Annotated in this window: 23 protein-coding genes; 15 read left to right on the top strand and 8 right to left on the bottom strand. The window is 68.0% G+C overall.

Features of this window, described 5'->3' with window-relative positions; all coding sequences use genetic code 11:
* Positions 1–98: 98 nt before the first annotated feature.
* Positions 99–1,271, top strand: a complete 1,173-nt coding sequence (rlmN, locus tag C4N9_RS12850) for a dual-specificity RNA methyltransferase RlmN (protein ID WP_109533736.1) — start codon at positions 99–101, stop codon at positions 1,269–1,271.
* A 1-nt stretch (position 1,272) separates the two neighbouring features.
* Positions 1,273–1,509 carry a GlsB/YeaQ/YmgE family stress response membrane protein gene (locus C4N9_RS12845; RefSeq protein ID WP_109533735.1) on the top strand — a complete coding sequence of 79 codons (237 nt, stop codon included), beginning with the start codon at positions 1,273–1,275 and terminating at the stop codon, positions 1,507–1,509.
* A gap of 262 nt (positions 1,510–1,771) precedes the next feature.
* Here the strand turns inward: C4N9_RS12845 and C4N9_RS12840 are convergent, their stop codons facing one another.
* The 5 genes from C4N9_RS12840 to C4N9_RS12820 form a co-directional block, all read right to left on the bottom strand.
* Positions 1,772–3,985: a TRAP transporter permease gene (locus C4N9_RS12840; RefSeq protein WP_109533734.1), complete on the bottom strand. Its 2,214-nt coding sequence runs from the start codon at positions 3,983–3,985 to the stop codon at positions 1,772–1,774.
* A 77-nt stretch (positions 3,986–4,062) separates the two neighbouring features.
* The gene (locus C4N9_RS12835; protein ID WP_109533733.1) at positions 4,063–5,037 is read right to left on the bottom strand and encodes a TAXI family TRAP transporter solute-binding subunit; all 975 of its coding nucleotides are present in this window, start codon (positions 5,035–5,037) and stop codon (positions 4,063–4,065) included.
* A gap of 211 nt (positions 5,038–5,248) precedes the next feature.
* On the bottom strand, positions 5,249–6,604 hold the full coding sequence (locus C4N9_RS12830) for a sigma-54-dependent transcriptional regulator (RefSeq protein WP_109533732.1): 1,356 nt from the start codon (positions 6,602–6,604) through the stop codon (positions 5,249–5,251).
* A gap of 11 nt (positions 6,605–6,615) precedes the next feature.
* Positions 6,616–8,496: a sensor histidine kinase gene (locus tag C4N9_RS12825; protein WP_210404032.1), complete on the bottom strand. Its 1,881-nt coding sequence runs from the start codon at positions 8,494–8,496 to the stop codon at positions 6,616–6,618.
* 145 nt (positions 8,497–8,641) lie between these two features.
* Positions 8,642–9,442: a crotonase/enoyl-CoA hydratase family protein gene (locus C4N9_RS12820; protein WP_109533731.1), complete on the bottom strand. Its 801-nt coding sequence runs from the start codon at positions 9,440–9,442 to the stop codon at positions 8,642–8,644.
* 148 nt (positions 9,443–9,590) lie between these two features.
* On the opposite strand from C4N9_RS12820, the gene C4N9_RS12815 reads away from it, so the two are divergent.
* The 13 genes from C4N9_RS12815 (at position 9,591) to C4N9_RS12755 (ending at position 23,095) form a co-directional block, all read left to right on the top strand.
* Positions 9,591–9,941 (top strand): cupin domain-containing protein, encoded by a 351-nt coding sequence (locus C4N9_RS12815; protein WP_109533730.1) that lies wholly within the window; start codon positions 9,591–9,593, stop codon positions 9,939–9,941.
* Positions 9,942–10,072: 131 nt separating this feature from the next.
* Positions 10,073–11,731, top strand: coding sequence for an NAD+ synthase (locus tag C4N9_RS12810; RefSeq protein ID WP_109533729.1), 1,659 nt, complete (start codon positions 10,073–10,075; stop codon positions 11,729–11,731).
* 213 nt (positions 11,732–11,944) lie between these two features.
* Entirely contained in the window at positions 11,945–13,123 is a 1,179-nt protein-coding gene (locus C4N9_RS12805) for an SPOR domain-containing protein (protein ID WP_109533728.1), read from the top strand.
* 106 nt (positions 13,124–13,229) lie between these two features.
* On the top strand, positions 13,230–14,381 hold the full coding sequence (locus C4N9_RS12800; RefSeq protein WP_109533727.1) for a D-alanyl-D-alanine carboxypeptidase family protein: 1,152 nt from the start codon (positions 13,230–13,232) through the stop codon (positions 14,379–14,381).
* 17 nt (positions 14,382–14,398) lie between these two features.
* Positions 14,399–15,025 carry a dTMP kinase gene (tmk, locus tag C4N9_RS12795; RefSeq protein WP_109533865.1) on the top strand — a complete coding sequence of 209 codons (627 nt, stop codon included), beginning with the start codon at positions 14,399–14,401 and terminating at the stop codon, positions 15,023–15,025.
* On the top strand, positions 15,022–16,134 hold the full coding sequence (locus tag C4N9_RS12790) for a DNA polymerase III subunit delta' (RefSeq protein WP_109533726.1): 1,113 nt from the start codon (positions 15,022–15,024) through the stop codon (positions 16,132–16,134). The genes tmk and C4N9_RS12790 overlap by 4 nt, the downstream gene beginning before the upstream one ends.
* A 15-nt stretch (positions 16,135–16,149) precedes the next feature.
* A complete protein-coding gene (locus C4N9_RS12785; protein WP_109533725.1) occupies positions 16,150–16,950 on the top strand; it encodes a TatD family hydrolase in 801 nt (266 codons plus the stop codon).
* Entirely contained in the window at positions 16,947–17,747 is an 801-nt protein-coding gene (locus C4N9_RS12780) for an MBL fold metallo-hydrolase (protein ID WP_109533724.1), read from the top strand. The genes C4N9_RS12785 and C4N9_RS12780 overlap by 4 nt, the downstream gene beginning before the upstream one ends.
* 30 nt (positions 17,748–17,777) lie before the next feature.
* Positions 17,778–18,707, top strand: a complete 930-nt coding sequence (locus tag C4N9_RS12775; protein ID WP_109533723.1) for an AEC family transporter — start codon at positions 17,778–17,780, stop codon at positions 18,705–18,707.
* Between the two features lie 227 nt (positions 18,708–18,934).
* Positions 18,935–19,780, top strand: coding sequence for a TIGR00282 family metallophosphoesterase (locus C4N9_RS12770; protein WP_109533722.1), 846 nt, complete (start codon positions 18,935–18,937; stop codon positions 19,778–19,780).
* Positions 19,781–19,837: 57 nt separating this feature from the next.
* Positions 19,838–21,616, top strand: a complete 1,779-nt coding sequence (locus C4N9_RS12765; RefSeq protein WP_109533721.1) for an SLC13 family permease — start codon at positions 19,838–19,840, stop codon at positions 21,614–21,616.
* A gap of 49 nt (positions 21,617–21,665) precedes the next feature.
* Complete coding sequence (locus tag C4N9_RS12760) at positions 21,666–22,610, top strand: DMT family transporter (protein WP_109533720.1); 945 nt, start codon at positions 21,666–21,668, stop codon at positions 22,608–22,610.
* Positions 22,607–23,095, top strand: a complete 489-nt coding sequence (locus tag C4N9_RS12755; protein WP_109533719.1) for a CAP domain-containing protein — start codon at positions 22,607–22,609, stop codon at positions 23,093–23,095. Before C4N9_RS12760 ends, C4N9_RS12755 begins: the two co-directional genes overlap by 4 nt.
* 15 nt (positions 23,096–23,110) lie before the next feature.
* Here C4N9_RS12755 and choV read toward each other — a convergent pair whose 3' ends face one another.
* From choV to choX, 3 genes are read right to left on the bottom strand one after another with little or no spacing between them, the layout of a single operon-like run.
* Complete coding sequence (choV, locus tag C4N9_RS12750) at positions 23,111–24,238, bottom strand: choline ABC transporter ATP-binding protein (protein ID WP_109533718.1); 1,128 nt, start codon at positions 24,236–24,238, stop codon at positions 23,111–23,113.
* Positions 24,235–25,086, bottom strand: a complete 852-nt coding sequence (gene choW / locus C4N9_RS12745; RefSeq protein WP_109533717.1) for a choline ABC transporter permease subunit — start codon at positions 25,084–25,086, stop codon at positions 24,235–24,237. Before choW ends, choV begins: the two co-directional genes overlap by 4 nt.
* Positions 25,087–25,143: 57 nt before the next feature.
* On the bottom strand, positions 25,144–26,073 hold the full coding sequence (choX, locus tag C4N9_RS12740) for a choline ABC transporter substrate-binding protein (RefSeq protein ID WP_109533716.1): 930 nt from the start codon (positions 26,071–26,073) through the stop codon (positions 25,144–25,146).
* Between the last annotated feature and the right edge of the window lie 40 nt (positions 26,074–26,113).

The following is a 26,113-nucleotide window of genomic DNA, read 5'->3' as shown; positions in this document are numbered from 1 at the left end:
CGCTTCGGGGCGAGAAAATCGGGCCGCCGGGCTGTTCAGCCCGGCGGCTTTTTCCTATATGCTGCGCTTGCCTTTCGCGCACCCAGACGGAGACGCGCATGACTGCCCCCATCACGCAAGACGTCCTGACCATCCCCCGGAAGACCGCGGAGGGCGAGACGCCCAACCTTATCGGCATGACCCGCGAGCAGTTGCGCGCGGCGCTGATCGCGCATGGCACGCCCGAGAAACAGGCGAAGATGCGGGAGGGGCAGGTCTGGCAATGGCTCTATTACTGGGGCGCGCGCGAATTCACGCAGATGACCAACCTGTCGAAGGATTACCGCGCCTTTCTGGACCGGACCTTCCAGATCAAGCTGCCCGAGGTGGTGACGCGGCAGGTCTCGGCCGACGGGACGCGCAAATACCTGCTGCGGATCGATGGCGGGCACGAGGTCGAGGCGGTCTATATCCCCGAAGAGGGACGCGGGACGCTCTGCATCTCGAGCCAGGTGGGCTGCACGCTGACCTGTTCCTTCTGTCATACCGGCACGCAGAAATTGGTGCGCAACCTGACCCCGGCCGAGATCGTGGGCCAGGTCATGGTGGCGCGCGACGATCTGGGCGAATGGCCCGAACCCGGCCAGCCCAAGCCCGAGGAACGGCTGATTTCCAATGTCGTGCTGATGGGCATGGGCGAGCCGCTCTATAATTTCGACAATGTCCGCGACGCGATGAAGATCGTCATGGATGGCGAGGGGATCTCGCTGTCGCGCCGGCGCATCACGCTGTCGACGAGCGGCATCGTGCCGGAAATCGCCCGCACCGCCGAGGAAATCGGCTGCCTGCTGGCGGTCAGCTTCCACGCGACCACCGACGCGGTCCGCGACAGGCTGGTACCGGTGAACAAGAAGTGGAATATCGAGACGCTGCTGGGCGCGCTGCGCGACTATCCGCGGCTGTCCAACAGCGAGCGGATCACGTTCGAATACGTGATGCTCAAGGACGTCAATGACAGCGACGAGGATGCGCGGCGGCTGGTGAAGCTGATCCGGGGCATCCCGGCGAAGATCAACCTGATCCCGTTCAACGAATGGCCCGGTGCGCCCTATCAGCGTTCGGACTGGGAGCGGATCGAGGCCTTCGCCGACATCATCTTCAAGGCGGGCTATGCCTCGCCCATCCGCACGCCGCGCGGCGAGGATATCATGGCCGCCTGCGGGCAGCTGAAATCCGCGACCGAGCGGGGCCGCAAGAGCCGCGCCGAGATCGCCGCCGAAGCCGGGCAGTGACATGCCCGGGCTGCTGATCCTGATCGTCATCGGCGCGGCGGCGGGCGTGCTGGCCACAAGGCTGATGGGCGCGCGGGTGGACATGCCGACGGCGCTGGTTCTGGGCGTGATCGGGGCGATCCTGGGCGGTGTGGGGTTGCGGCTTCTGGTGACGGTGGGCGGCTGGGCCGTGACCTTCGTGCTGGCGGTGCTGGCCTCGATGGCGCTGATCTGGGTGTGGCAGCGGCTGCGGCGCTGACGTCTCACGCAGGATAGGGGGGAGGGGTTTCGCCCTCGTCCCGGCTGCCTGCGGCATCCGCTCCTCGGGCGACCGGCGCGCCGCCTGCGGCGGCGCGGAAGGGGGCTGTCTGCCCCCTCGGCGCTGCGCGCCTCACCCCCGAGGATACTTCCGGAACAAAGATGGGCCGGGATCCGTCGGAGCGGAAAACGGGCGCCTTGTCAGGGGCGCCCGTTGCGGTTTCAGGAGATGACCGGTGCGTGGAGAACCGGGGCGTGGCGCCTCAATCGGCGCCGCGTGTCACATTGCGCGCGTTGAGCAATCCCCGCTGGATCCCGATCACGATCACCGCGATGACGAGGCCCACCAGATCGGACATCCAGCCGCCGGCGATCATGCCGAGCGCGCCGACCAGCGTCACCACCCGCAGCACCGGGTTCAGCCGGCCCCACATCCAGCCCTGCACCGCCGAGGCCATCATGTAGATGCCGAACAGCGCCGAGACGAAGACGTGCAGGATGTCCAGCCATGCGCCCTGCATCAGCATCTCGGACGAATAGAAGAACATGAAGGGCACGACGAAGGCCGCAAGGCCGAACTTGAAGCTTTCGACCGAGGTGCGCATCGGATCCGATTGCGCGATCGCCGCGCCCGCATAGGCGGCCAGGGCCACCGGCGGCGTGATGGCCGAGATCACCGCGTAGTAGAAGATGAAGAAATGCGCGGTCAGCGGGTCGACGCCCATGCGGATGAGGCCCGGTGCGATCACCGCCGCGGCGACGGCATAGGCCGCGGTCGTGGGCATCCCCATGCCGAGGATGATCGCCACCAGCATGGCGAAGACCATCGCGATCAGTTGCGATTGCCCGGCCAGATCCAGGAGCAGCGACGAGAACCGCGTGCCGACGCCCGTGAGGGCGATGACGCCGACGATGATGCCCGCGGCGGCGCAGACGGCGACCATCTGCAGCGCCATGCGCGCGGCGATCTCGAGCCCCCAGAGGATCTCTTTCAGCAGCATCTTCTGCGGGGTGAACCAGCTCACCACGGCGGCGGCGCCCATCGCGAGCGTGCCCGCGCGGATCACCGAATAGCCCATGAACAGCGCGCCGATCAGGATCAGGATCGGGATGAACAGGAAGATCCGGCGCATCATCAGCGGCAGCGAGGGCAGTTCGTTGCGCGGCAGGCCCTTCATGCCCAGTTTCAGCGCTTCCTTGTCGACCATGAACAGGATCGACACGAAATACAGGATCGCCGGGATCAGCGCCGCGATGGCGATGTCCTGATAGGGGATCCCTGTCACCTCGGCCATGATGAAGGCGCCTGCGCCCATGATCGGCGGCATGATCTGCCCGCCGGTCGAGGCCGCGGCCTCGACCGAGGCGGCGGTGCGGGGCTGGTAGCCCACCTTCTTCATCAGCGGGATGGTGAGCGAGCCGGTCGCCACCACGTTGCCCGCCGAGGTGCCGTTGATCATCCCCATCAGGCCCGAGGCAAAGACCGCCACCTTGGCCGGGCCGCCGCGCTGCGAGCCGGCGGCGGCGAAGGCGAAGTTGACGAAGTACTCGCCCACCCGCGAGGCCTGCAGGAAGGCGGCAAAGGCGATGAACAGGATGATGTAGGTCGACGAGATCGCCGTGGTCGGGCCGAGGATCCCGTTATCGGTATAGATGAAGGCGAAGAACCGCGCCGGCGCATAGCCGTTGTGGAACAGGACGCCCGGCAGCCAGGGGCCGAGGAAGCCGTAGGCGATGAACACCGCGACGATCATCACCAGCGCCATGCCGGCAAGCCGGCGCGTCAGTTCGAGGATCAGCGCGATGCCGGTGATCGAGGCCCACATGTCGTTGGCATGGGGGAAGACCTGCGCGCGCATGCGCAGGAAATCGGCATGGCTGATGATATAAGCGGCGACGATGGCGGCGCTGAGGGCCAGCAGCATGTCGGCCCAGGACAACACGTCCCGGTTGCGACGGGGGGCGATCCAGGCCGAGACGAGCGCCAGCGCGGTGCCCGCCGCCAGCGGATAGGCGAAGGTATAGAGATAGGTGTCCGCCGGGGCGCCGGTCGCCACCAGGCCGCCGGTCACCCACATCGCCACAAGCTGCGCGCCCGCGCCGATCACCAGCACCGCGGCGACGATGTCGAGCAGCAGTTCGGCCGGGCTGAGCCGGCGTGCGGCGGCATCGTCAGGCAGAGGCCGGGCGGCATACAGGATGAAACCCAGGAACAGTCCGCCGCCGACATGCAGAAGCCGGTAGCGCCACGGTTCGGTCAGGTCGATGGACGGCAGGCCGAACAGATCGCTGATGCGGTCGTGGATGCCGTTCATCACGCCGATATGGAACGCGGTGTAGAACACGCAGAGCGCGGCCATGGTCAGGCCGAGCGTGCCGGTGAACACCCGCTGGTTCGAGGCCACGACCTCTTCGTCGACGCCGTCGGCGATGGTCTCGGCTCCGGCGGCCGTCGCCGCGAGATTGTTTGCAGACATGGGATCCCTCCGCCCCTTCTGAAAAGGCCGGGGCGCATCGACTGCGCGCCCCGGCCCGTTATCGCAGTGCCGGTTGGTCAGCCGCGCAGGTTCTCGGGGATCTCGATCCCCTGTTCTTCGTAGTAGCGCACGGCACCGGGATGGAACGGCAGGAAGGTGTTGTTGCCCACGTTCTCCAGGATGGTCTCGGAGGCGGCGCGGTGGATTTCCATCATCCGGTCGTTGTTTTCCATCACCAGCTTGGTGATTTCATAGGCAAGGCTTTCGGGCATCGAGGCATTGGCGATGGCGAAGTTCCACATCGCGCCGGTCAGCTGATCGTAATCATGGCCGGTATAGGTGCCCGCCGGGATGGTCAGCTCGGACACCGCCGGGTGCGCTTCGAGGATCGTCGCCAGTTCATCCTGGGTGAAGCCGAACATCACGACGTCGGCTTCGGCCGACAGTTGCGAGAAGGCCGAGATCGGCACGCCCGCGGCGAAGGCGAAAGCGTCGATCAGGCCGTCTTTCAGCTGGCCCACGGCGTCCGAGGCGCCGGCATTCGACACCGTGGCCGAGATGCCCAGCGTTTCGAAGAAGCGCGGCCAGTAGGTGCCCGAGGTCCCGCCCGCAGGACCGAACGAGACGCGGCGGCCTTCGAGATCCGACACCGAGGTGATGCCCGAATCGGCCAGCGCGATGACCTGGAACGGGGTCATGTACATCGGGAACAGCGCGCGCAGGTCCGAATGCTCGAGCCCCGGGGCCAGTTCCGACACGCCGGTCCAGGCTTCATAGGCCGGGCCCATGGTCACAAGGCCGACCGCATGGTCGCCCATCTGCACCAGCGTGGCGTTCTGCACCGGGCCGCCGGTGACTTCGCCCGAGGCGTTGATGCCGAGTTCTTCGCCGATGAAGCTGGCCAGACCGTTGCCATAGACGAAATAGGTGCCACCCTGGCTGGCGGTGCCGATGGTCATCGAGGCGGGCCAGCCGTCACGATCCTGCGCGACGGCAGGTGCGGCGGCGATCAGCGCGGCGGAAGCCAGCGCAGCGAGATTGAACAGACGCATAGGGGTCCTCCCATGGACAAGTGCGTGTTTTGGCAATTCCCGACCGTGTCCTCGCGCGGCGTGGGATGCGGAGGGCATCAGGCCGCTCGCGGGGTTGTGATTCAAGGATGCGGGCCCGGCCGGCGCGAAAAAACGCGGCTGCCCTGTGCGTGGTTGGGTGGAAATCCACCCATCCGGGGGCGTCGTGGGTGGAAACGCGCCCAAAGGAGGCTCAGGTCTCGGTATACTGCGCCTTGTCGATGCCGAGTTTCTGCATCTTCTCGTAGAGCGTCTTGCGCGACAGGCCGAGGGATTCGTAGACCGGCTTCAGCGCCCCGCCCGATGCGATGAGCGCGCGCTCGATCTCGGCTTTCTCGAAAGCCGCGACCCGGTCCGACAGCTTGCCCGCTTGCGGCGATCCCTGGGGTGTCTCGCCCGGTTCGCCGGGGGCCTCGATGCCCAGTCCCAGCGCGATGCGTTCGGCGGCGTTGCGCAATTCGCGCACATTGCCGGGCCAGTCGCGCGCGACGATGGCCTCGACCGTCGCGGGCGGTGGCGTGACCGGCTCGATCCGGTGGCGCCCGGCGGCCTCGGCCAGAAGGCGGGCGAAGAGCAGCGGGATATCCTCGCGCCGCGCGGCGAGCGGCGGCACCGTCAGGCTGACCACGGCCAGCCGATAGAACAGATCGGCGCGGAACCGGCCCTCGGCGACCTCTTCGTCGAGCGGCGTGCGGGATGTGGCGATGAAACGGATATCGACGGGCCGCGTCTCGTTCGAGCCCAGAGGCTGGATCGTGCGCTCCTGAATGACCCGCAGCAGCCGTCCCTGCACCGAAAGCGGCATCGAGCCGATATCGTCCAACAGCACCGTCCCGCCCCGCGCATGCTCGAACCGGCCATAGCGGGTGCGCATCGCGCCGGGAAAGGCGCCGGGCTCGTGGCCGAACAATTCGGATTCGATCTGCGCCTCGGGCAGGGCGGCGCAGTCGATGGCGATGAAGGGCCGCGCCGCGCGCTGCGACAGGTCGTGCAGAGCGCGCGCGACCACTTCCTTGCCGGTGCCGGTATCGCCGGTGATCAGCACGTCGGTTTCCGCCGGACCGATGGTGCGCAAGCGGCGGCGCAGGTCGATCATCACGGTCGAGCGCCCGACCAGCCGCTGTTCCAGGTCGTCCTTCTGCCCGGCCGCGGCGCGCAGCACGCGGTTTTCCAGAACCAGCCGCCGGTAATCGAGCGCCCGCGCGCAGGTCTCGGCCAGTTGCGTGCCCGAAAACGGCTTCTCGATGAAATCATGCGCGCCCTCGCGCATCGCCCGCACCGCCAGCTGGACGTCGGAATGCCCGGTGATCAGGATCACGGGAACCTCGCGGTCGAGCGTGTGGATCTGGTTCATCAGGCTGATCCCGTCGAGTCGGGGCATCCGGATATCGGTCACGACGATGCCGTTGAAACCGAAGGAAATCAGCGCGGGCACGTCCTCGGGCTGGTCGGTATCGGTGACGTCGAAGCCCGCAAGATCCAGCGCCTGCGCGGTCGAAAGCCGCAGGTCGGGGTCGTCGTCGACCAGAAGGATGCGTCCCTTACTCATCGTATCATCTTCTAGGCGGGCACCGAAACGGCGGCCAGCGGCAGGGTCAGGGTAAAGACCGCGCCGCCCCCCGGCGCGTTGTGGACCGACAGCGTGCCGCCAAAATCGTGCACGATGTTGTAGCTGATCGACAGCCCCAGCCCCAGCCCCTTGCCCACGCCCTTGGTCGAGAAGAACGGATCGAAGATCCGCTCGACCAGCTGGGGCGCGATGCCCGGGCCGTTATCGGCGATGGTCAGCACGGCCTGGTCGCCCGCCGCCCGCGCGCTCAGGGAAATCGCGCGCGCCTCGCGGCCTTCGAGCGCGTCGATGGCATTCGACAGGATATTGACCAGCACCTGCTGCAATCGCACCGGCCCCGCGCGCACGACGAGGGGCGGGATGTCCATCCGCAGGTCGATCCCCTGGCCGCGCAGCCGCCAGCCAAGGATCTCACGCACCGCGTCCAGTGCCTCGGCCAGCGGCACGTCAGAAAGCTGCGCATTGGGCTTGCGGGCGAAATTGCGCAGATGCTTGGACAATTCGCTCATTCGGCCGACAAGCCCGAGGATCCGGTCGATATTCGACGCGGCCTCGTCGATGCGCCCGCGCGCGATATAGGCCTGCGCGTTCTCGGCATAGTTCTGCGCGGCGCCCAGGGGCTGGTTGAATTCATGGCTCAGCGCCGCCGACATCTGGCCCAGCGCGGCCAGCTTGCCCGCCTGCACCAGATCGGCCTGCGTGGCGCGCAGCCGCTCCTCGGTCGCGGTCCGCTCGGCCACTTCCTCGGCCAGCTGGCTGTTGACGGCGGCCAGTTCGGCGGTGCGCTCGACCACCCGGCGTTCCAGTTGCGCCTGCGCCGCGTCCTGCAGGGCCATGCGTTCGCGCAGGGCGGCGCGGCGCTGCCAGACGATCACCAGCGCCAGCATCGCGAACCCCGCCAGAAGCGCGCCCAGCGCCAGACGCGTCAGCGCCTGCTGGCGCGCGGGCGAGGTATCGACCAGGACCTGCACGCTCCAGCCCGCATCGGGCATGTCTTCACGGATCACGCGGTACTCGGTCGCGCCGCCCGCGCGGCTGATGCGCCAGAGCGGCTGGCCGTCGGGGCCGGTCGCGGCCCGGATCGGCAGTTCCGCCAGCGGGCGGTCGGCATAACGCCTTGTCGCGCGCGTCCGCGCGAGGCGTTCGGCGGTCAGCGGCAGGGTCGCGCCGAAGGTCCAGTCGGGCGTCGTCGACATGAAGACGATGCCTTCGGGATCGGTGACGATCACCTCGGTGCCCGAGCCGCGCCAGCTTTCCTCGATCGGGTGCAGGTCGATCTTGATCGCCAGCACGCCCGCCGGTTCGTCATCCATGAGGACCGGCGCCCCGAAATAATAGCCGCGCACCTGGGACGTGGTGCCAAGCCCGTAGAAGCGGCCCTGACCGTTCGCCAGCGCATCGAGGAAATAGGGCCGGAAAGCGAAATTGCCGCCCACGAAGCTGAGCGGCTGGGCATGGTTCGAGGCGGCGAGCGTCGTGCCGCTCAGGTCCATGACATAGATGTCCGAGGTTTCCATCATCCGCGCGGTGGTGGCGAGATAGGTGTTCGCGGCGTGAACCCGCTCGGCCTCGCGCGGACGGCCCAGAAGCTCGCGGATCACCTCTTGCTGGGCCAGAAGACCCGGCAGCCGGTCGTAGCGGCGCAGCTCGCCATTGAGCGCAGCCACGGCAAGGCGCAGCGTGCTGCGGCCCTGATCGGTGAGCTCTTCGAGCGCGGCGCGATGCAGGCGCTGATAGGCGAAACTGCCCAGCCCCAGCGCCAGGAGCAGCGCCACGAGGCCCAGCGTCCCCCACATCGCGCGGCGCGCGGGACGTTGCACGCGCGGGCGCAATCGCTCGGTTTGCAGGCTGTGAAAGGGCGCGTCGCTCATGTCCGCGTCTTACCACGCGCCGGGGAGAGGCCAAAGCCCCGAAGCGGGGGCGCGCATCGGTGGCGGGGGCAGGCGGGCAAAGCGCGCTCCCACCCGCCCACCCGCGCGCTTTGCCCGCCTGCGCAGGGACGGGCCTAGCGGCGCGTCACTCGTTGGGGCGCACCCGCGCGGCCGATTTGTCGGCGAAAGCGGCCAGACGGCCACGGCTGGCGGGCTGGGTGTTGACGATCCCCGCCACGACGGCCTCGGCATAGGCGGCATCGAGGCCCGACATGTTCTGCATATGGCTGATGGCCGAGCAGATGGCGAAATTCGACAGCGGCGGGTTCGAGGCCGCGGCGCGCGCGAGTTCATAGGCCTTGGCCTCGCTGTCCTCGACGAGATATTGCGCAAGGCCCAAACGGATCGCTTCCTCGCCCTGATAGACGCGGCCCGTCAGCATCATGTCGATCATCCGCGCCTTGCCGACCAGATCGGCCACCCGGATCGTCGCGCCGCCGCCGGTGAACAGGCCGCGTTGGCCCTCGGGCAGGGCGAAATAGGTGCTGGCATCGGCCACCCGGATATGCGCCGACGAGGCCAGTTCCAGCCCGCCGCCGACCACCGCGCCCTTGAGCGCGGCGATCACCGGCACGCCGCCATATTCCATCTTGTTGAAGGCTTCGTGCCACCGCAGGCAGACATGCATGAAATCCTCGGGGCGGCGGTCCTCGGTGTGATGCTCGACCAGATCGAGGCCGGCGCAGAAATGCGTCCCCGCGGCTTTCAGGACCACCGCACGCACGCCCGCGCGCGGCACGACGCTGAAGATGTCGATCAACTCGTCCACCGTCGCCGCGTTGAGCGCGTTGCGCTTCTCGGGGCGGTTCAGGGTCAGCGTGGCGATGCCGTCGTCATCCACCGTGAGCGTGGTGAAGGTCAGGTCCAGATCGTCGAGTGAGCGCATGATTTTCCTCCGTAATTGCCGCCACGTTAGGCGCGCCCGCAGGCGGGCGCCAGCCGCGACGCGGCGTCTTGCGCGGGCTGCGACGTGACGGCATTCTCGGCGCGCAGAAGCGGCGCCCGGACGGTCCCGGCGCCTTCGGAGACCTGTCATGTCCGCCCAAGATCTTGCCTTCTACCTGAGCACCGACGATGTCGAACCCGTCGTCAGCCGCCCCGATCCCGACAAGGTGGTGTCGGGCGATCCGGTCCATACGAGCTGGGATTTCGAGGATCGCGACGGGCTGTATTGCGGCATGTGGCAATCGACGCCGGGCGCCTGGCGCTTTGCCTACGAGGAATGGGAATATATCCGCGTTCATTCCGGCCGCTCGGTCCTGACCTGCGACGACGGCACGGTGATCGAGATGCGCGCGGGCGACAGCGTGGTGATCCGGCCGGGCCTGTCAGGCATCTGGGAAGTGACCGAGACGATGCTGAAGGATTACGTGATCCGGACCTGAAGCGCCGCGCCCGTGGCGCGGGCGGATGAGTATTTGGGGCAGAATGAAAGAGCGGGACGCACGAGGCGGCGCGCCCTTTCCCTTGCGGCTGGGCCTGCTATGTATCGCGCGTGCAGAAAGACGGATTTGTCATGACCCAGAGCTTCCGCCTGACCCTTGCCCAGCTGAACCCGGTCGTGGGCGCGCTGGCCGACAATGCCGCGCAGGCGCGCGAGGCCTGGGCGCAGGCACGCGATGCGGGCGCCGACATGGTGGCCTTCCCCGAGATGTTCATCACCGGCTACCAGACGCAGGATCTGGTGATGAAACCGGCCTTCGCGCGCGCCGCCGAAGCCGAGATCGCGCGGCTCGCTGCCGATTGCGCCGAGGGGCCGGCGATCGGCATCGGCGGGCCGCTGATCGAGGGCGGCAAGCTTTACAACGTGTATTTCGTGCTGGAGGGCGGGCGCATCGCGGCGGTGGTGAAGAAGCATCACCTGCCCAACGACCTGGTCTTCGACGAGAAGCGGCTGTTCACCCCCGCCGATATTTCCGGCCCCTACCGCGTCGGCCCCTTGCGCATCGGCACGCCCATCTGCGAGGACGCCTGGCACGAGGACGTGGCCGAGGCGCAGGCCGAAAGCGGCGCCGAGATCCTGCTGGTGCCCAACGGCTCGCCCTATTCGCGCGCGCGCCACGACACGCGCATGGGGCTGATGGTCCAGCGCGTGGTCGAGACAGGGCTGCCGCTGGTCTATCTGAACATGGTGGGCGGGCAGGACGATCAGGTCTTCGACGGCACGTCCTTCGTGCTCAATCCCGGCGGGCATCTGACGCATCTGGTGCCGGGCTTCGTCGACCGGATCGTGCATGTCGATTTCACCGAGACCGAGGACGGCTGGCGCGCCGAGCCGGGCGAGAAGACGCCGCTGCCCGATGACTGGGAGCGCGATTACCACGCGATGGTGACGGGCACGCGCGATTACCTGCTCAAATCGGGTTTTTCCAAGGTCTTGCTGGGCCTGTCGGGCGGGATCGATTCGGCGCTGGTGGCGACCATCGCCTCGGATGCGCTGGGCCCCGAGAACGTGCATTGCGTGATGTTGCCTTCGGAATATACCTCGGCCCATTCTCTGGAGGACGCGGCGGATGTCGCGCGGCGGCTGGGCACCAGGCTGGACACGGTGTCTATTGGCGGACCGCGCGCGGCGGTGACCGAGGCGCTGGCGCCGGTTTTCGAGGGCTACGCGCCCGACGTGACCGAGGAAAACATCCAGTCGCGCCTGCGCGGCGTGCTGTTGATGGCGATTTCCAACAAGACAGGCGCCATGCTGCTGACCACCGGCAACAAATCCGAGGTCGCGGTGGGCTATGCCACGATCTACGGCGACATGAACGGCGGCTACAACCCCATCAAGGATCTCTACAAGACCCGCGTCTTCGAGACCTGTCGCTGGCGCAATCTCAATCACCGCGACTGGATGCTGGCGCCCGCGGGCGAGGTGATCCCGCCGCGCGTCATCGACAAGCCGCCCTCGGCCGAACTGCGCGAGGACCAGAAGGATGAAGACAGCCTCCCGCCCTATCCGGTGTTGGATTCGATCCTCGAAGGGCTGGTGGATCGCGAGGCCTCGATCGAGACGCTGGTGGCCGAGGGCCATGACCGCGACACGGTGCGCAAGATCGAGCGGTTGCTCTATATCAGCGAGTGGAAACGCTACCAGTCGGCGCCCGGCGCGCGACTGACCACGCGCAGCTTTTACCTGGACCGCCGCTATCCGATGGTGAACCGCTGGCGCGATCCGTCCTGAAGGGGCCTGCGCGGGCGGTGTCGGCATGTTGATGCCGCGCCTGTTCGCGCGCGCGGCAAAATGCTTTCCTTGACGGCGGGTTGTCGCTATTCTTGCGAAAAAACAAGCCCGCCTGACTTGCGAAACGGACGGGCAAATGACGTGTGCGGGCGTGCATCTGGCCGACAGCGGCGCCGATGGGCGCGCGACATGCCGGGGCACGAGGGCAGTTTGATGAACAAGGTTTCCATCGCTTTTCCGCGACGGAGTGCAGGATCCGCCCTGACAGCGCTGCCGATTGCGGCGATGCTGGCGCTGGGCGGCTGCCAGACCTCGCAGGGGGCCGAGGGCACGCCCACCCTGATGAGCGCGCCGCAATCCACGCAGGGGCCGGGCGAGCGCGTGATCGAACGCGATGTCGAGGCGCCGGAAGTCTTCCGGATGCAGGAAAGCGGGCTGTGGGACGGTCGCCCCTCGCTGGGCGGTGTCTGGGTCGCGCATCCGGCCGCGCAGGACCCCGAACGCGTGGTGATCCGCAACACCCGGACCGGCGAGTCGGTGATCGGGGCGCTGTTCCGGCGCGAACGCGACAATCCCGGGCCGCGCTTTCAGGTCTCGTCCGAGGCGGCGGGGGCGCTGGGCATTCTGGCCGGCGCGCCCACTGAGATCGAGGTGACGGCCCTGCGCCTGCAGCGTGTCGAGATGGAGATCGACCCGGCGCCGCAGGACGAACCCGTGACCGCCGCCACCGAAACGCTGGCCATCGCGCCGGTCGCCACGGCGGATGCGGAAACCGGGCCCGCCATGCCTGTGGGCGCGCCGCAGGGGCAGGTGCAGATCACCAGCGTTGAAGCGCCCGAGCCCGAGCGGCGCGGGTTCCTCAGCCGTCTTTTCGGCCGCGACGAGTCCGGCGCGCCGGCGGAAGCGCCGATCGCGCAGTCCGCGCTTGACGCACCCGCCGCAGCACCCGCCGCAGCACCGACCCCGGTGCCCGCGCCCGCCGCAGAGCCCGAACCGCGGCGCCGATCCTTCCTGGACCGGTTCCGCCGCAGCGACCCCGAACCCGAAACGACCGCATTGCCGGAACTGGGCGACGCGCAGGCCGCCGCCGCGACCGCTCCGCTTCATGCCACCGGAACCGCGCCCCTGCCCGAGCAGGTGACGCAGCCCGCGCCGCGCATCGACCGGCCCTATGTGCAGATCGGCATCTTCAGCGTCGAGCAGAACGCGATCAACGCGCGCGCTTCGATGCAGGCCGCCGGGCTCAATTCCGAGATCCGCCGGGGCGCTGCCGGGGACAACCAGTTCTGGCGCGTCGTCGTCGGTCCCGCCGCGACCACCTCCGAACGGGCCGCGTTCCTGTCGCGGGTGCGCGAGATGGGCTTTGCCGATGCTTACGCAGTTGTGCGCTGAGCGGATTTGAAACCCGTCATCAAATGGCGCTAATGTAGCGCGCGAACGGGGCCGCCTGCGGTTCCCGTGCGTCCTGCCCGCCGGAACCCGCCAGAAGGAGACCTCCATGCCCTTGAAGCGCCTGCTCATTGCCTGCGCTCTTGTCGTGGTCAGCGCCACGGCCAGTCTTGCCCAGTCGCCCTATGGGGGCCGGGCGCCGAATTACTACATTCTCGATGTCGGCTCGGGGCAGGTGCTGGCGCAGCAGAACGCCGATATTCCGCTGCCGCCCGCCTCGATGTCGAAGCTGGTGACGCTGGCCATGCTCTATGACGCCATCGCCGAGGGCCGGGTGGCCATGGACACGACCTGGAACGTGTCCGAGCGCGCGCACAACATGGGCGGCTCGTCGATGTTTCTGGAAACCCGCGACCGTCCGACGACCGAAGACCTGATCCGGGGGCTGGCCGTGGTGTCGGGCAACGACGCGGCGGTGGTCATCGCCGAAGGGCTGGGCGGCTCGGAAGACGCGTTCGCGCAGATGGCGCAGGACTGGGCCGAATCGATCGGCATGACGCAGACCACGGTCGCCAATGCCTCGGGCTGGCCCGATCCGCGCCACCGCATGAGCCTGCACGATCTGGCCGTTCTGGCCAATTACATCATCACCGAACATCCCGATCTGTACCACTATCTGGGCGAGGCCGAGTTCACCTGGAACGACATCACCCAGCCCAACCGCGTGCCGCTTCTGTCGGCGGGGGTGGGGATGGACGGCTTCAAGACCGGCCATACCGAGGAAGCGGGCTATTCGCTGGTCGGTTCCGCGCATCAGGGCGACCGCCGGGTGATCTTTGTCTTCTCGGGGCTCAACTCCACGGTCGAGCGCGTGGAGGAATCCGAGCGCATCATCACCTGGGCCTTCCGGCAATTCGTCGAACGCGACGTGCTGGAACAGGGGCAGGAGGTCGCCCTGGCCGAGGTCTGGCTGGGCGCTCAGGACAGCGTGCCGATGGTCGCGGCGCGGGACCTGTCGGTGCTCATGCCCGCGATCAGCCAGGGCGAGCCGCAGGCGCGCGTCGAATATGAAGGCCCGCTCGCGGCGCCGGTCGAACAGGGCGCCGAAATCGGCCGCCTGATCGTCGAGGTGCCGGGCCTGCCCGAACCCTTCACCCTGCCGCTGGTGGCCGGGGCCTCGGTGCCCGAGGGCGGGATCGTGCCGCGCATGCGCACGGCGGCGATGGTCCTGGGCGGACAGCTGGGTCTGGTCACCCCGTGAGCGGGACGACGGCGGCGGTGCCGGGGCGCGGTCTGTTCATCACCTTCGAGGGAATCGACGGTTCGGGCAAGTCGACGCAGGCCCGGCTTCTGGCCGAAGGGCTGCGCGAAGCCGGGCGCGACGTGGTCCTGACGCGCGAACCCGGCGGCTCGCCGGGGGCCGAGGAAATCCGCCGTCTGGTGCTGGAAGGCGATCCCGACCGCTGGTCAGCGGAAACCGAGATCCTGCTGTTCACCGCCGCGCGTCGCGACCATCTGGAACGCACGATCGACCCCGCGCTGAAAGCAGGCAAGGTGGTGATCTGCGACCGTTTCGCCGACAGTACGCGGATGTATCAGGGCCTGTCGCGCGGCGATCTTCGGCCGGTCGTCGACCAGTTGCACGCGCTGATGATCGGTCGCGAGCCGGATCTGACGATCCTGATCGACATGGATCCGGAAATCGGCCTGTCGCGCGCCAAGGGGCGGCGCGGGACCGAAGAGCGGTTCGAGGATTTCGGGCTGGAGCTTCAGCAGAAGATGCGCGCGGGCTTCCTGTCGCTGGCCGACGAATTCGCGCCGCGCTTTCGGGTGATCGACGGCGCGCGCGCGATGGACGCGGTCGCGGCCGAGATCCGCGCGACGGTGGACCGGGCGCTGGCATGAGCGACGCGCCCGAAGCCGACCGCATCGCCGGTGCCCCCCACCCGCGGGAAACCGCGCGGCTGTTCGGGCAGGAGCGGGCCGAGCGCCTGTTTCTCGACGCCTTCGCGCAGGACCGGCTGCACCATGGCTGGCTGCTGACCGGGCCGCGCGGCGTCGGCAAGGCGACGCTCGCCTGGCGGATGGCGAAGTTCCTTCTGGCGACCGAGGCGGGCGGCGGCCTGTTCGGCGCGCCCGAGACGCTGGCAGTGGATCCCGACCACCCGGTCGCGCATCGCGTCGCCGCGGGCTCCGAGCCCGGGTTGTTGCCGATCCGGCGGGTCGCGGACGAGAAGTCGGGCAAGCTGAAAACGCAGATCACCGTGGACGAAGTGCGCAAGCTGCGCGACTTCTTCGGCCTGTCCTCGACCGAGGGCGGGCGGCGCGTGGTGATCGTCGACAGCGCCGACGAGATGAACCCCAACGCCGCGAACGCGCTGTTGAAGCTTCTGGAAGAGCCGCCCGCCGGCGCGGTGCTGATCCTGATCTCGCACCAGCCTTCGCGGCTGTTGCCGACGATCCGCTCGCGCTGCCGCGAATTGCGGCTGGTGCCGCTGGGCGCGGACGACATGGCGCGCGCACTGGAACAGGCGACCGGCGAGCCGGGCGACAGCGCCGCCGCCGCCGCTCTGGCCGAATTGTCGGGCGGGTCGGTGGGCGAGGCCCTGCGCGTCGCGAATGGCGGCGGTCTGGCGCTCTATGCCGAGATTGTGGAAATTCTGTCCGGACTACCGCGCCTTTCCCGGCCCGACGTGTTGAAATTGTGCAATTCGCTGGGAGGGCGCGAAGCCGAGCCGCGCTTCGACCTGACCGTCCGGCTGATCGACCTTGCGCTGGCCCGGCTGGCGCGGGCGGGCGCCACGCGGCAGCCGCTGACCGAAGCCGCCCCCGGCGAGGCGCGGCTGGCCGAGCGCCTGTCGCCCGACCCCCGCGCCGCCCGCCACTGGGCGGAGCTGGCGGGCGAGCTGGGCGCCCGGGCGCGGGGCGGACGGGCGGTCAACCTTGACCCCGGCGCGCTGGTGCTCGATATGTTCCTGCGACTGGAATCCGCCGCGCAGACAGCGCCTGGATGAACTGCCAAAGGCCTCATGACCGCGACCCTGCCCCCGACGCTTGTCGACAGCCACACCCATCTGGACTTCGCCGATTTCGACGGGGAGCGCGACGATATCGTCGCCCGCGCCGCCGAAGCGGGGGTTACGCGCATGGTGACAATCTGCACCAGGCTCGCCAATGAGCCGCGCGTGCGCGCGCTGGCCGAAACCTATCCGGGGGTCTTCTACGCTGCCGGCACGCATCCGATGTCGGCCGACAAGGAGCCGCTGGCGACGCTCGAGCACCTGCTGAAGCTGGCCGAGAACCCGAAATTCGTGGGCATCGGCGAAACCGGGCTCGATTACCATTACACGCCCGAAAGCGCGCCGATCCAGCAGGAAAGCCTGCGCGTGCATATCGAGGCCGCGCGCCAGACCGAGCTGCCGCTGATCATCCATGCCCGCGACGCGGACGAGGATATGGCGCGCATCCTGGCCGAGGAGCACCGCGCGGGCGCCTATTCCTGCGTCATGCATTGCTTTTCGTCGGGGCCGGAACTGGCCGCCGCCGCGCTGGATCTGGGTTTTTACCTGTCTGCCTCGGGCATCGCCGCGTTCAAGAAATCCGAGGCGCTGCGCGAGATCTTCGCCAGCGCGCCGGTGGATCGGATCCTTGTCGAGACCGACGCGCCCTATCTGGCGCCGCCGCCCCATCGCGGCAAGCGCAATGAGCCGGGCTATACCGCGCTCACCGCGCAGGCCATCGCCTCGGTCTGGGGGATGGATTACGCCGATTTCGCCCGCCAGACGGTCGAGAATTTCGACCGGCTCTTTACCAAGGCCCATCTGTCATGACCGACATCCTGCGCGCGACGATCCTTGGCTGCGGCTCGTCGGGCGGCGTGCCCCGGCTGGGCGGCGAATGGGGCGCCTGCGATCCCGCGAATCCCAAGAACCGCCGCCGCCGCTGCTCGCTGCTGGTCGAGCGGGTGGGGAAGGGCGGCACCACGCGGGTGCTGATCGACACGTCGCCCGACATGCGCTCGCAGCTTCTGGACGCGGGCGTGGGTGAGCTGGACGCGGTCGTCTATACCCATGCCCATGCCGATCATGTGCACGGGATCGACGATCTGCGGATGATCGTCTTCAATACCCGCAAACGGTTGCAGGTCTGGGCTGACCCCTCCACGCAGGACGCGCTTCTGTCGCGTTTCGGCTATGCCTTCGTGCAGCCCGCAGGCTCGCCCTATCCGCCGATCCTGGACCTCAACACGATCCATGGCGATGTCACGATCGACGGCGCCGGCGGCGCGCTCACGCTGACCCCGTTCGAGGTCGATCACGGCAGCATCGACGCGCTGGGCTTCCGCATCGGCGGGCTGGCCTATCTGCCCGACGTGGTGCGCATCCCCGAACCCGCCTGGGCGCAGCTTCGGGGGCTTGATTGCTGGATCGTCGATGCGCTGCGCTACAAGCCGCACCCGACCCATGCCCATGTCGAGATGACGCTTGACTGGATCGCCCGCGCGGCGCCCCGGCGGGCGGTGCTGACCAACATGCATGTCGATATCGACCACGCGACCATCGAATCGGAAACGCCCGACCATGTGCAGGCGGCCTTTGACGGCATGGTGCTGGAACTGGCGCTGTGATGCCTGACATCCCGCACGGCCGGGCCTGAGATGCAGGCGCTGGTCCAGGTCATCCTGCCCGTCTTTCTGGTCGTGGGCGCGGGCTATCTGGCGACATGGCGGCGCTGGATCGGCGAGGATGCCGTCGAAGGCATCATGAAATTCGCCCAGAGCTTCGCCATTCCGATGCTGCTGTTCTTGGCGCTGACGCGGCTGGATCTGGGCGCGGCCTTCGACTGGCGGTTGCTGGTCAGCTTCTATGGCGGCGCGGTCACGGGATTTCTGGCCGGGCTTCTGGGTGCGCGTTTCCTGTTCGGGCGCGACTGGGAGGACGCGGTCGCCGTGGGCTTCGTCGGGCTGTTCTCGAATTCGATGCTGCTGGGCGTGCCGATCACCGAGCGCGCCTACGGCGCCGACGCGCTGGCGCCCAATTACGCCATCATCGCGCTGCATGCGCCGACCTGCTACCTGATCGGCATCACCGCGATGGAGGGGGTGCGGGCGCGCGGCGCCGGGGTGGGGCGCACCGCGCTCAAGGCCCTGAACGGGCTGTGGCACAACCCGCTGGTGATCGGCATCGCGCTGGGGGCTGCGCTGAACCTCAGCGGGCTGTCGCTGCCGGGCGTGGTGACCGAAGCGGTCGAGATGATCTCGCGCGCGGGCCTTCCCGCCGCGTTGTTCGGGCTGGGCGGCGTGCTCTACCGCTACCGCCCCGAGGGCGATCTGCGGCTCATCGCCTATGTCGTGGCGGTATCGCTGGTGCTGCATCCGGTCGTCACATGGGCGCTGGGTCGCGGGCTGGATCTGGGCGAGGGGCCGTTCCGCTCGGCCGTGCTGACGGCGGCGATGGCGCCGGGGGTCAATGCCTACCTCTTCGCCAACATGTATGGCCGCGCGAAGCGGGTCGCGGCCTCGTCGGTGCTGATCGCCACCGGGCTGTGCATGCTGACGGCCTGGGGCTGGATGAGTCTGCTGGGCTGAGCCTGCTGCCCCGAGTCGGTGCTGAAGACCGGCGCGGAGCAGGGGGCTGTCTGCCCCCTCTTGGCCTGCGGCCAATTCACCCCCGAGGATATTTCCGGAACAAAGATGCTCATGCCTGAGGCAGGGGCGGGGCGGCGCCGTGACGCGGCGGTCACGCCGCGGGCGCGCGGCACCGATGGCTGGCGAATCCTCTTTCCTCGCGGCGCGGCGCGGCGTAGGAAACGGGCATGCGAATACTCTTTCTGGGCGATGTGATGGGGCGGTCCGGACGCAAGGCGGTGGCCGAGCGGCTGCCGGCGCTGCGGCGGGACTGGAACCTCGATTTCGTGGTGGTCAACGGCGAGAACGCGACCTCGGGGATGGGGCTGTCGCCCGATCACGCCGTGGGCCTGTTCGAGGCCGGCGCCGATGTGGTGACTCTGGGCGACCATGCCTTCGATCAGAAGGCGATGCTGAGCCATATCGACAGCGAACCGCGGCTGATCCGGGCGGTCAATTTCTCGAAAGTGGCGCCGGGCGGCGGCGCGCGGGTCTTCACCCTGCGCGACGGGCGCGCGGTGCTGGTGGCGCAGGTGATGGGGCAGGTCTTCATGAAGCGCCCCTTCGACGATCCGTTCAGCGCCATCGAGCCGGTGCTCAGGGCGCATCCGCTGGGCGGGCGCGTGCAGGCCATCGTGGTCGATGTCCATGCCGAGGCCACGTCCGAGAAGATGGCGCTGGGCCATTGGTGCGACGGGCGGGCGAGCCTTGTGGTGGGGACGCATACGCATGTGCCCACGGGCGACGCGCAGATCCTCAACGGCGGCACCGCCTATCTGACCGATGCCGGCATGTCGGGCGATTACGACAGCGTCATCGGCATGCAGAAGGACGAGCCGTTGCGCCGTTTCATCACCGGCATGGCGCGCGGGCGGTTCGAGCCGGCTTTGGGCGAGGCCACCGTGTCGGGGGTGTTCGTCGAGACCGACGACCGCACCGGCAAGGCGCTGAGCGTGAGCATGGTGCGGCAGGGCGGGCGGCTGGCCCCGTCGGGGCCGGCGGTTCCCGCGGGCAGAGAGAAGGCGCCATCGTGACAGAACAGGGCGCGCGGGTTTTGCCGGGCGGCACCGCGAAGCGGGCAGAGGGAATGCATGTTCGGACTTGAAGTGCCGGCCTCGGCCGCGCCCGTGATGGCCATCCTCATCGTCGCCGGCATGCTGGTGATGTTCGTGCGCGAACGCTACCCTGTCGAGGTGGTGGCGCTGTCGGGCGCCGCGCTGATGCTGGCGCTGGGCATCGTGCCCGAGGCGAGCGCGCTGGCCGTCTTTTCCAACCCCGCGCCCTGGACCATCGCCGCGATGTTCCTGATCGTCGGCGGGCTGGTACGCACGGGGGCGCTGGATTTCCTGTCGCAGATCGCGGTCAGCCATGCCGCCGAGCGCCCGCGCGCGACGCTGCTGATCCTGACGCTGACGGTCCTGGCAATGTCGGCCTTCGTCAACAACACGCCCATCGTCGTGGTGATGATCCCGATCTTCATGCAGCTGGCCAAGGCGATGAAGGTCGCGCCGTCGAAACTGCTGATGCCGCTGAGCTATTTCTCGATCTTCGGCGGCACGATCACGCTGGTCGGGACCTCGACCAACCTTCTGGTCGACGGCGTCGCGCAAAGCGCGGGGCTCGCCCCGTTCGGGATTTTCGAGATGTCGCTGGTCGGGCTGGCCGTGGCGGTGGTCGGGGTCAGCTATCTGGCGCTGGTGGGACGCTGGCTGTTGCCCGAGCGCGATTCGATGGCGGCGATCCTGGGCGACCGGGCGCCGATGAAATTCTTCACCGAGGTGGCGCTGCCCGAGGGGTCGTCGCTGATCGGAACCCGGCTGGAAGATGCGGACGTGTTCCGCCGCGGCGGCGCGCGGGTGATCGACGTGCTGCGCGGCGATGCCTCGTTGCGCCGGGCGCTGGGGGACGTGGTGCTGGAAGCGGGCGACCGCGTGGTCTTGCGCACGCAGATGTCCGAAGTGCTGGGCCTGCAGCACAATCCCGAGCTGCGGGTGGTGGACCAGCTCAGTTCGGTGCGGACCTCGACGGTGGAAGTGCTGATCACCCCGGGCTGCCGCATGATCGGCCGGTCGCTGGGCCAGATGCGCCTGCGCCGCCGCTATGGCGTCTATCCGCTGGCCGTGCATCGCCGGAGTCAGAATATCGGCCGTCAGCTCGACGATCTGGTCGTGCAGGTGGGCGATACGCTGCTTCTGGAAGGCGCGATGGAGGATATCCGCCGCCTTGCCGCCGACATGGACATGGTCGATGTGAGCCAGCCGTCCGAGCGCGCCTTCCGCCGCAGCCACGCGCCCATCGTGATCGGCGTGCTGGCGGGCGTGGTGGGGCTGTCGGCGCTGGGCGTGGCCTCGATCCAGATGCTGGCCCTGTTCGGCGTGGTGATCGTGTTGCTGACGCGCTGCATCGATGCCGACGAAGCCTTTGCCTTCATCGAGGGGCGGCTGCTGGCGCTGATCTTCGGGATGCTGATCGTGGGCGCCGGGCTTGAAGCTTCGGGCGCGGTGCAGCTTCTGGTCGATGCCGTGGCGCCCTTTCTTCAGGGGCTGCCGCATTGGGCGCTGTTGCTGGCCGTCTATGCCATCGCCGGTATCCTGACCGAGCTGGTGTCGAACAATGCGGTGGCGGTGATCGTCACGCCGGTGGCCATCGGGCTGGCACAGTCGATGGGGGTCGATCCGCGCCCGCTGGTCGTGGCGGTGATGTTCGCGGCCTCGGCGGCCTTCGCGACTCCCATCGGCTACCAGACCAACACGCTGGTCTACGGGCCGGGCGGCTACCGCTTCAGCGACTTCCTGAAGGTGGGCGTGCCGCTCAACGTGCTGATGGCGGCCACGGTGTGCCTGCTGGTGCCGCTGATCTGGCCGTTGTGATCGCCGTGCCTCTTGCGCCGCGGCACCAACGGGGGCAAGGGTTGTATTCATGAACGCGTTAAATACCCGCCCCGATCCCGCGCCCGCAGCGAATGGCTTGCCCGAGCCGCGCGACCAGAGACCCGTTGCCGGCGTTCTCTACATGCTGGGCGCGGGCCTGTGCTTCGTCGCGCTGACGGCGGGCGTGAAGGTGCTGGGCGGAACGATCCCTGCCGCGCAATCGGCCTTCCTGCGCTATGCGCTGGGGCTGATCTTCGTCTTGCCGGCAATCGGAACGCTGCGGCGGATTTCGCTGCCGTCGCGGGTCTGGTGGGCCTTTGGCTGGCGCGGGGTGGTACACAGCCTTGCGGTCCTGTTGTGGTTCTTCGCGATGACGCGCATTCCCTTGGCCGAGGTCTCGGCCATGGGCTATCTGAACCCGATCTGGATCACCATCGGCGCCGCGCTGTTTCTGGGCGAAGGGCTGAAGCTGCGCCGGATCATGGCCATCATCGTCGCCATTGCCGGGGCCATGGTGATCCTGCGGCCGGGCATGCGCGCGCTGGATCTGGGCCATTTCGCAATGCTGGCGACCTCGCTGGGTTTCGGGATCTCGTACCTGATGGCCAAGCCGCTGAGCGCGCTCGCGCCGCCGTCGATCGTGGTGGGGATGCTGTCGCTGACGGTGACAATCGGGCTGGCGCCCTTTGCCCTTGCGGTCTGGGTGCCGGTCAGCTGGGAGCAGCTTGGCCTGCTTTTCCTGATCGCCAGCGTGGCGACAGGGGCGCATTTCCTGATGACGATGGCCTTCGTTGCGGCGCCGATCACGGTCACGCAGCCGGTCACGGCGCTGCAACTGGTCTGGGCGGTGGCACTGGGGGCGATTTTCTTCGGCGAGCCGGTCGATCCCTATGTGGTGGCGGGCGGCGTGATGGTCGTCGCGGCGGTGATCTTCATCGCGCTGCGCGAGCATCAATTGCGCCTGCGCGAGAAAAGTGAGAGCGTCGTTCCATGACGACGAAAAGCCTTCTGGCGTTGACCGCTTCCCTTTGCATGGCGTTCCTTGCGGGCGCCGCTTTGGCCTGCGCGATGCCCGCCGATCTGGGCGCTCTCAGGGGCGAGCTTCTGGTGCGCACCAATGCCGAGCGCGGGACCCAGGGCCTGCCCGCGCTGGCCATGGACACAAGGCTGGGCGATGCCGCACAGATCCAGGCCTGCCGCATGGCCGAGCGCGAGCGTCTGTCGCATCGCGGAAGCTGGTGGGCCGGGCTGGGCCGCCGCCTGCGGCGCGAGGATTATCCCTATGCCATGGCGGTCGAAAACACCGGGGTGGGCTACCGCGATACCGGGGGCATCATCCGGGGCTGGATGGACAGCCCCGAGCACCGCGTGAACATGCTGTCGCGCGATGCCCGCGACGCGGGCTATGGGGCGGCCGTCGGCGCGGACGGGCGGATGTACTGGTCGATGGTGGCGGCCGCGCCCCGCGCGGCCGAGTAGGCCTCAGGGCGCATCTCAGGCGTCCTCTTTCGCCATCCCTTCCTTGCCGCGCTGTGCGACCAGTGCCGCCACCGCGCTGGCATCGGTCAACATGCCGATGACATGCCCGTTGTCCGTCAGCAGGATGCGGCCGCGCGCGTCGGCCAGCCGCAGCATGGCCTCTCGAAGCGGGGTGTCGGCCTGCAACGCCACGCCGGCAGGTGCAGGGCGGGGCGCGTCGACCATCGCATCACGCGCGGTCAGCACGCCCAACGGGTTCATGTGCGCGACGAAATCCGCCACATATTCGTTGGCCGGGTTTGTGTAGATCTCGGACGGGGTGCCGCATTGGATGATGCGCCCGCCCTCCATGATGGCGATGCGGTTGCCCAGCTTGAAGGCCTCGTCCAGGTCGTGGCTGACGAAGACGATGGTACGCTTCAGTCGCTGTTGCAGGTCCAGAAGCTCGTCCTGCAGCCGCGTGCGAATGAGCGGGTCGAGCGCCGAGAAGGGCTCGTCCATCAGCAGGATCGGCGCATCGGTGGCAAAGGCGCGGGCCAGCCCCACGCGCTGCTGCATCCCGCCCGACAATTCGCCCACCTTGCGCGTCGCCCATTGCGACAGGCCCACCAGCTCCAGCTGTTCGTCCACGCGCTTGGCCCGCTTGGTCCGGCCCATGCCCGCCAGTTCCAGGCCCAGCCCGACATTCTCGCGCACGCTGCGCCAGGGCAGCAGGCCGAATTGCTGGAATACCATCGCGACGATGTTGGTCCTCAGCTTGCGCAGCGCTCCTTTCGAGGCTTTCGGCACCGACACCATCTCATCGCCCGAGCGTATCAGCACATCGCCCTGCACGATGGGATTGAGCCCGTTCACCGCGCGCAGAAGCGTCGACTTGCCCGAGCCCGACAGGCCCATCAGCACGAGGATCTCACCCTCGGCCACGTCGAGCGTGCAATCGTGCACGCCCAGCACCTGTCCGGTTTCCTTCTGGATATCGGCGCGGGACTGGCCGGTCTCCATCAGCGGGATCGCGCGCCACGGATTGTCGCCGAACACGATCGAGACATGCTGAAAGCTGACGGCCGTCCGCGGGCTCTGAGCCTCGGTCCCGGCCTGTGTCGCATGGGGCGAAGCGGTCTGGGTCTGATCGGTCTCGGTCACGATTTCACCTCTACGCGCAGCATCCGGTCCAGCATGATGGCGACGGCGACGATCACCGCCCCCGATTCAAAGCCCAAAGCCGCGTTCACCGTGTTCAGCGCGCGCACGACGGGCACGCCCAGCCCCGGCGCGCCGACAAGGCCCGCGATGACCACCATCGACAGCGACAGCATGATCGTCTGGTTGAGCCCCGCCATGATCTGCGGGAAGGCATAGGGCAGTTCGACCTTGAAGATCCGCTGCATCGTCGTCGCGCCAAAGGATGTCGCGGCCTCGGACAGCGCGGTCGGGGTCGAGCGGATGCCCAGCTCGGTCAGGCGGATCGCGGCGGGCATGGCAAAGATCACCGTCGCCACAAGGCCCGGCACCATGCCCAGCCCGAACAGCACCAGAACCGGGATCAGGTAGACGAAGGTGGGCAGCGTCTGCATCAGGTCCAGAACCGGCGTCAGGCCCCGATAGAAGCGCGGGTGATGCGCGCTGAAGATACCCAGCGGCACGCCGATCGCCATGCAGACCGCGCACGACCCCAGCACCAGCGTCAGCGTCTCCATCGTTTCTTCCCAATAGCCCTGGTTCCACGCGAACAGCGCGCAGCCCGCGACCAGCGCGACGGCAATCCAGTTGCGTTGCAGAAGAAAGGCGATGGCGGCGAAGATCGCCACGATGATCAGCGGATGCGGCGTCATCAGGCCGCTTGCCAGCGTGTCGATGACGCTGCGCAGGCCCAGTTCGACGGCGTCGAAGAAGGGCCAGAAATTGTCCTGAACCCAGGTGAAGGCATCGGCGACGACGCGCCCCACGGGAATTTTCGCCCCGGTGACGGCGTCGGAAATCGGATCTGACATCTTGGTCCCGTTGAAAAGGAAACCCCGGCCCGCTGGGGGGCGGGCCGGGGAGACGGGTTAACCTTCGAGCGCTTCGGTGACGGCACTCATCGCATCGCCGCCATCGACGGTCATCACGCCGTTCAGCCACGGCTCGAGCACCTCGGGATTGGCGGCAAGCCAGGCGCGCGCGGCCTCTTCCGGCGCCGTGCCGTCATTGAGGATCGCGCCCATGATCTCGTTTTCCATCGCCAGCGTGAACTCGAGATTGTTGAGCAGCGCGCCGACATTGGCGCATTCCTCGACATAGCCCGCGCGGGTGTTGGTATAGACCTCGGCGCCGCCGAAATTGGGGCCGAAATAATCGTCGCCGCCTTCCAGATAGGTCAGGTCGAAATTGGCGTTCATCGGGTGCGGTTCCCAGCCCAGGAACACGACCGGCTCGTCGCGGCGGTCCGAGCGCTGCACCTGCGACAGCATCCCCTGTTCCGAGCTTTCGACGACCTCGAAGCCCTGCAGGTCGAACGCGTCCGCCTCGATCATGTCGAGGATCAGGCGGTTGCCGTCATTGCCCGGCTCGATGCCGTAGATGCGGCTGCCGAGCGCGTCGGCATGCTCGGCGATGTCGCCGAAGCTGGTGATCCCCAGCGCCGCGCCGGCGGCATTGGTGGCCAGCGTGTACTTGGCGCCCGCCAGGTTCATGCGCACGGTGTCGACGGTGCCGGCATCACGATAGGGCGCGATGTCCGCCTCCATCGTCGGCATCCAGTTGCCGAGGAACACGTCGATATCGCCATTGGCCATCGAGGTGTAGGTCACCGGCACCGACAGGACCAGCGTTTCGGTCTCGTATCCCAGCGCGTCCAGGATCGTCGTGGTGACGGCCGTGGTCGCGGTGATGTCGGTCCAGCCGACATCCGAAAAACGCACGGTGCCGCAATCGGCAAAGGCCGGCGCGGCGGCAAGGGTCAGCGCAGCAGTGGTCAGGCTCAGTCGGGACATGGACATGGGTCTCTCCTGTCAGGTCTTTTTGTTGATTGACTGATCA

This window comes from Pararhodobacter marinus (assembly GCF_003122215.1).
Classification (GTDB): Bacteria; Pseudomonadota; Alphaproteobacteria; order Rhodobacterales; family Rhodobacteraceae; genus Pararhodobacter; species Pararhodobacter marinus.
The sequence above is the reverse complement of the archived record's forward strand: the minus strand, read 5'-3'. Positions and strand labels throughout refer to the sequence as shown.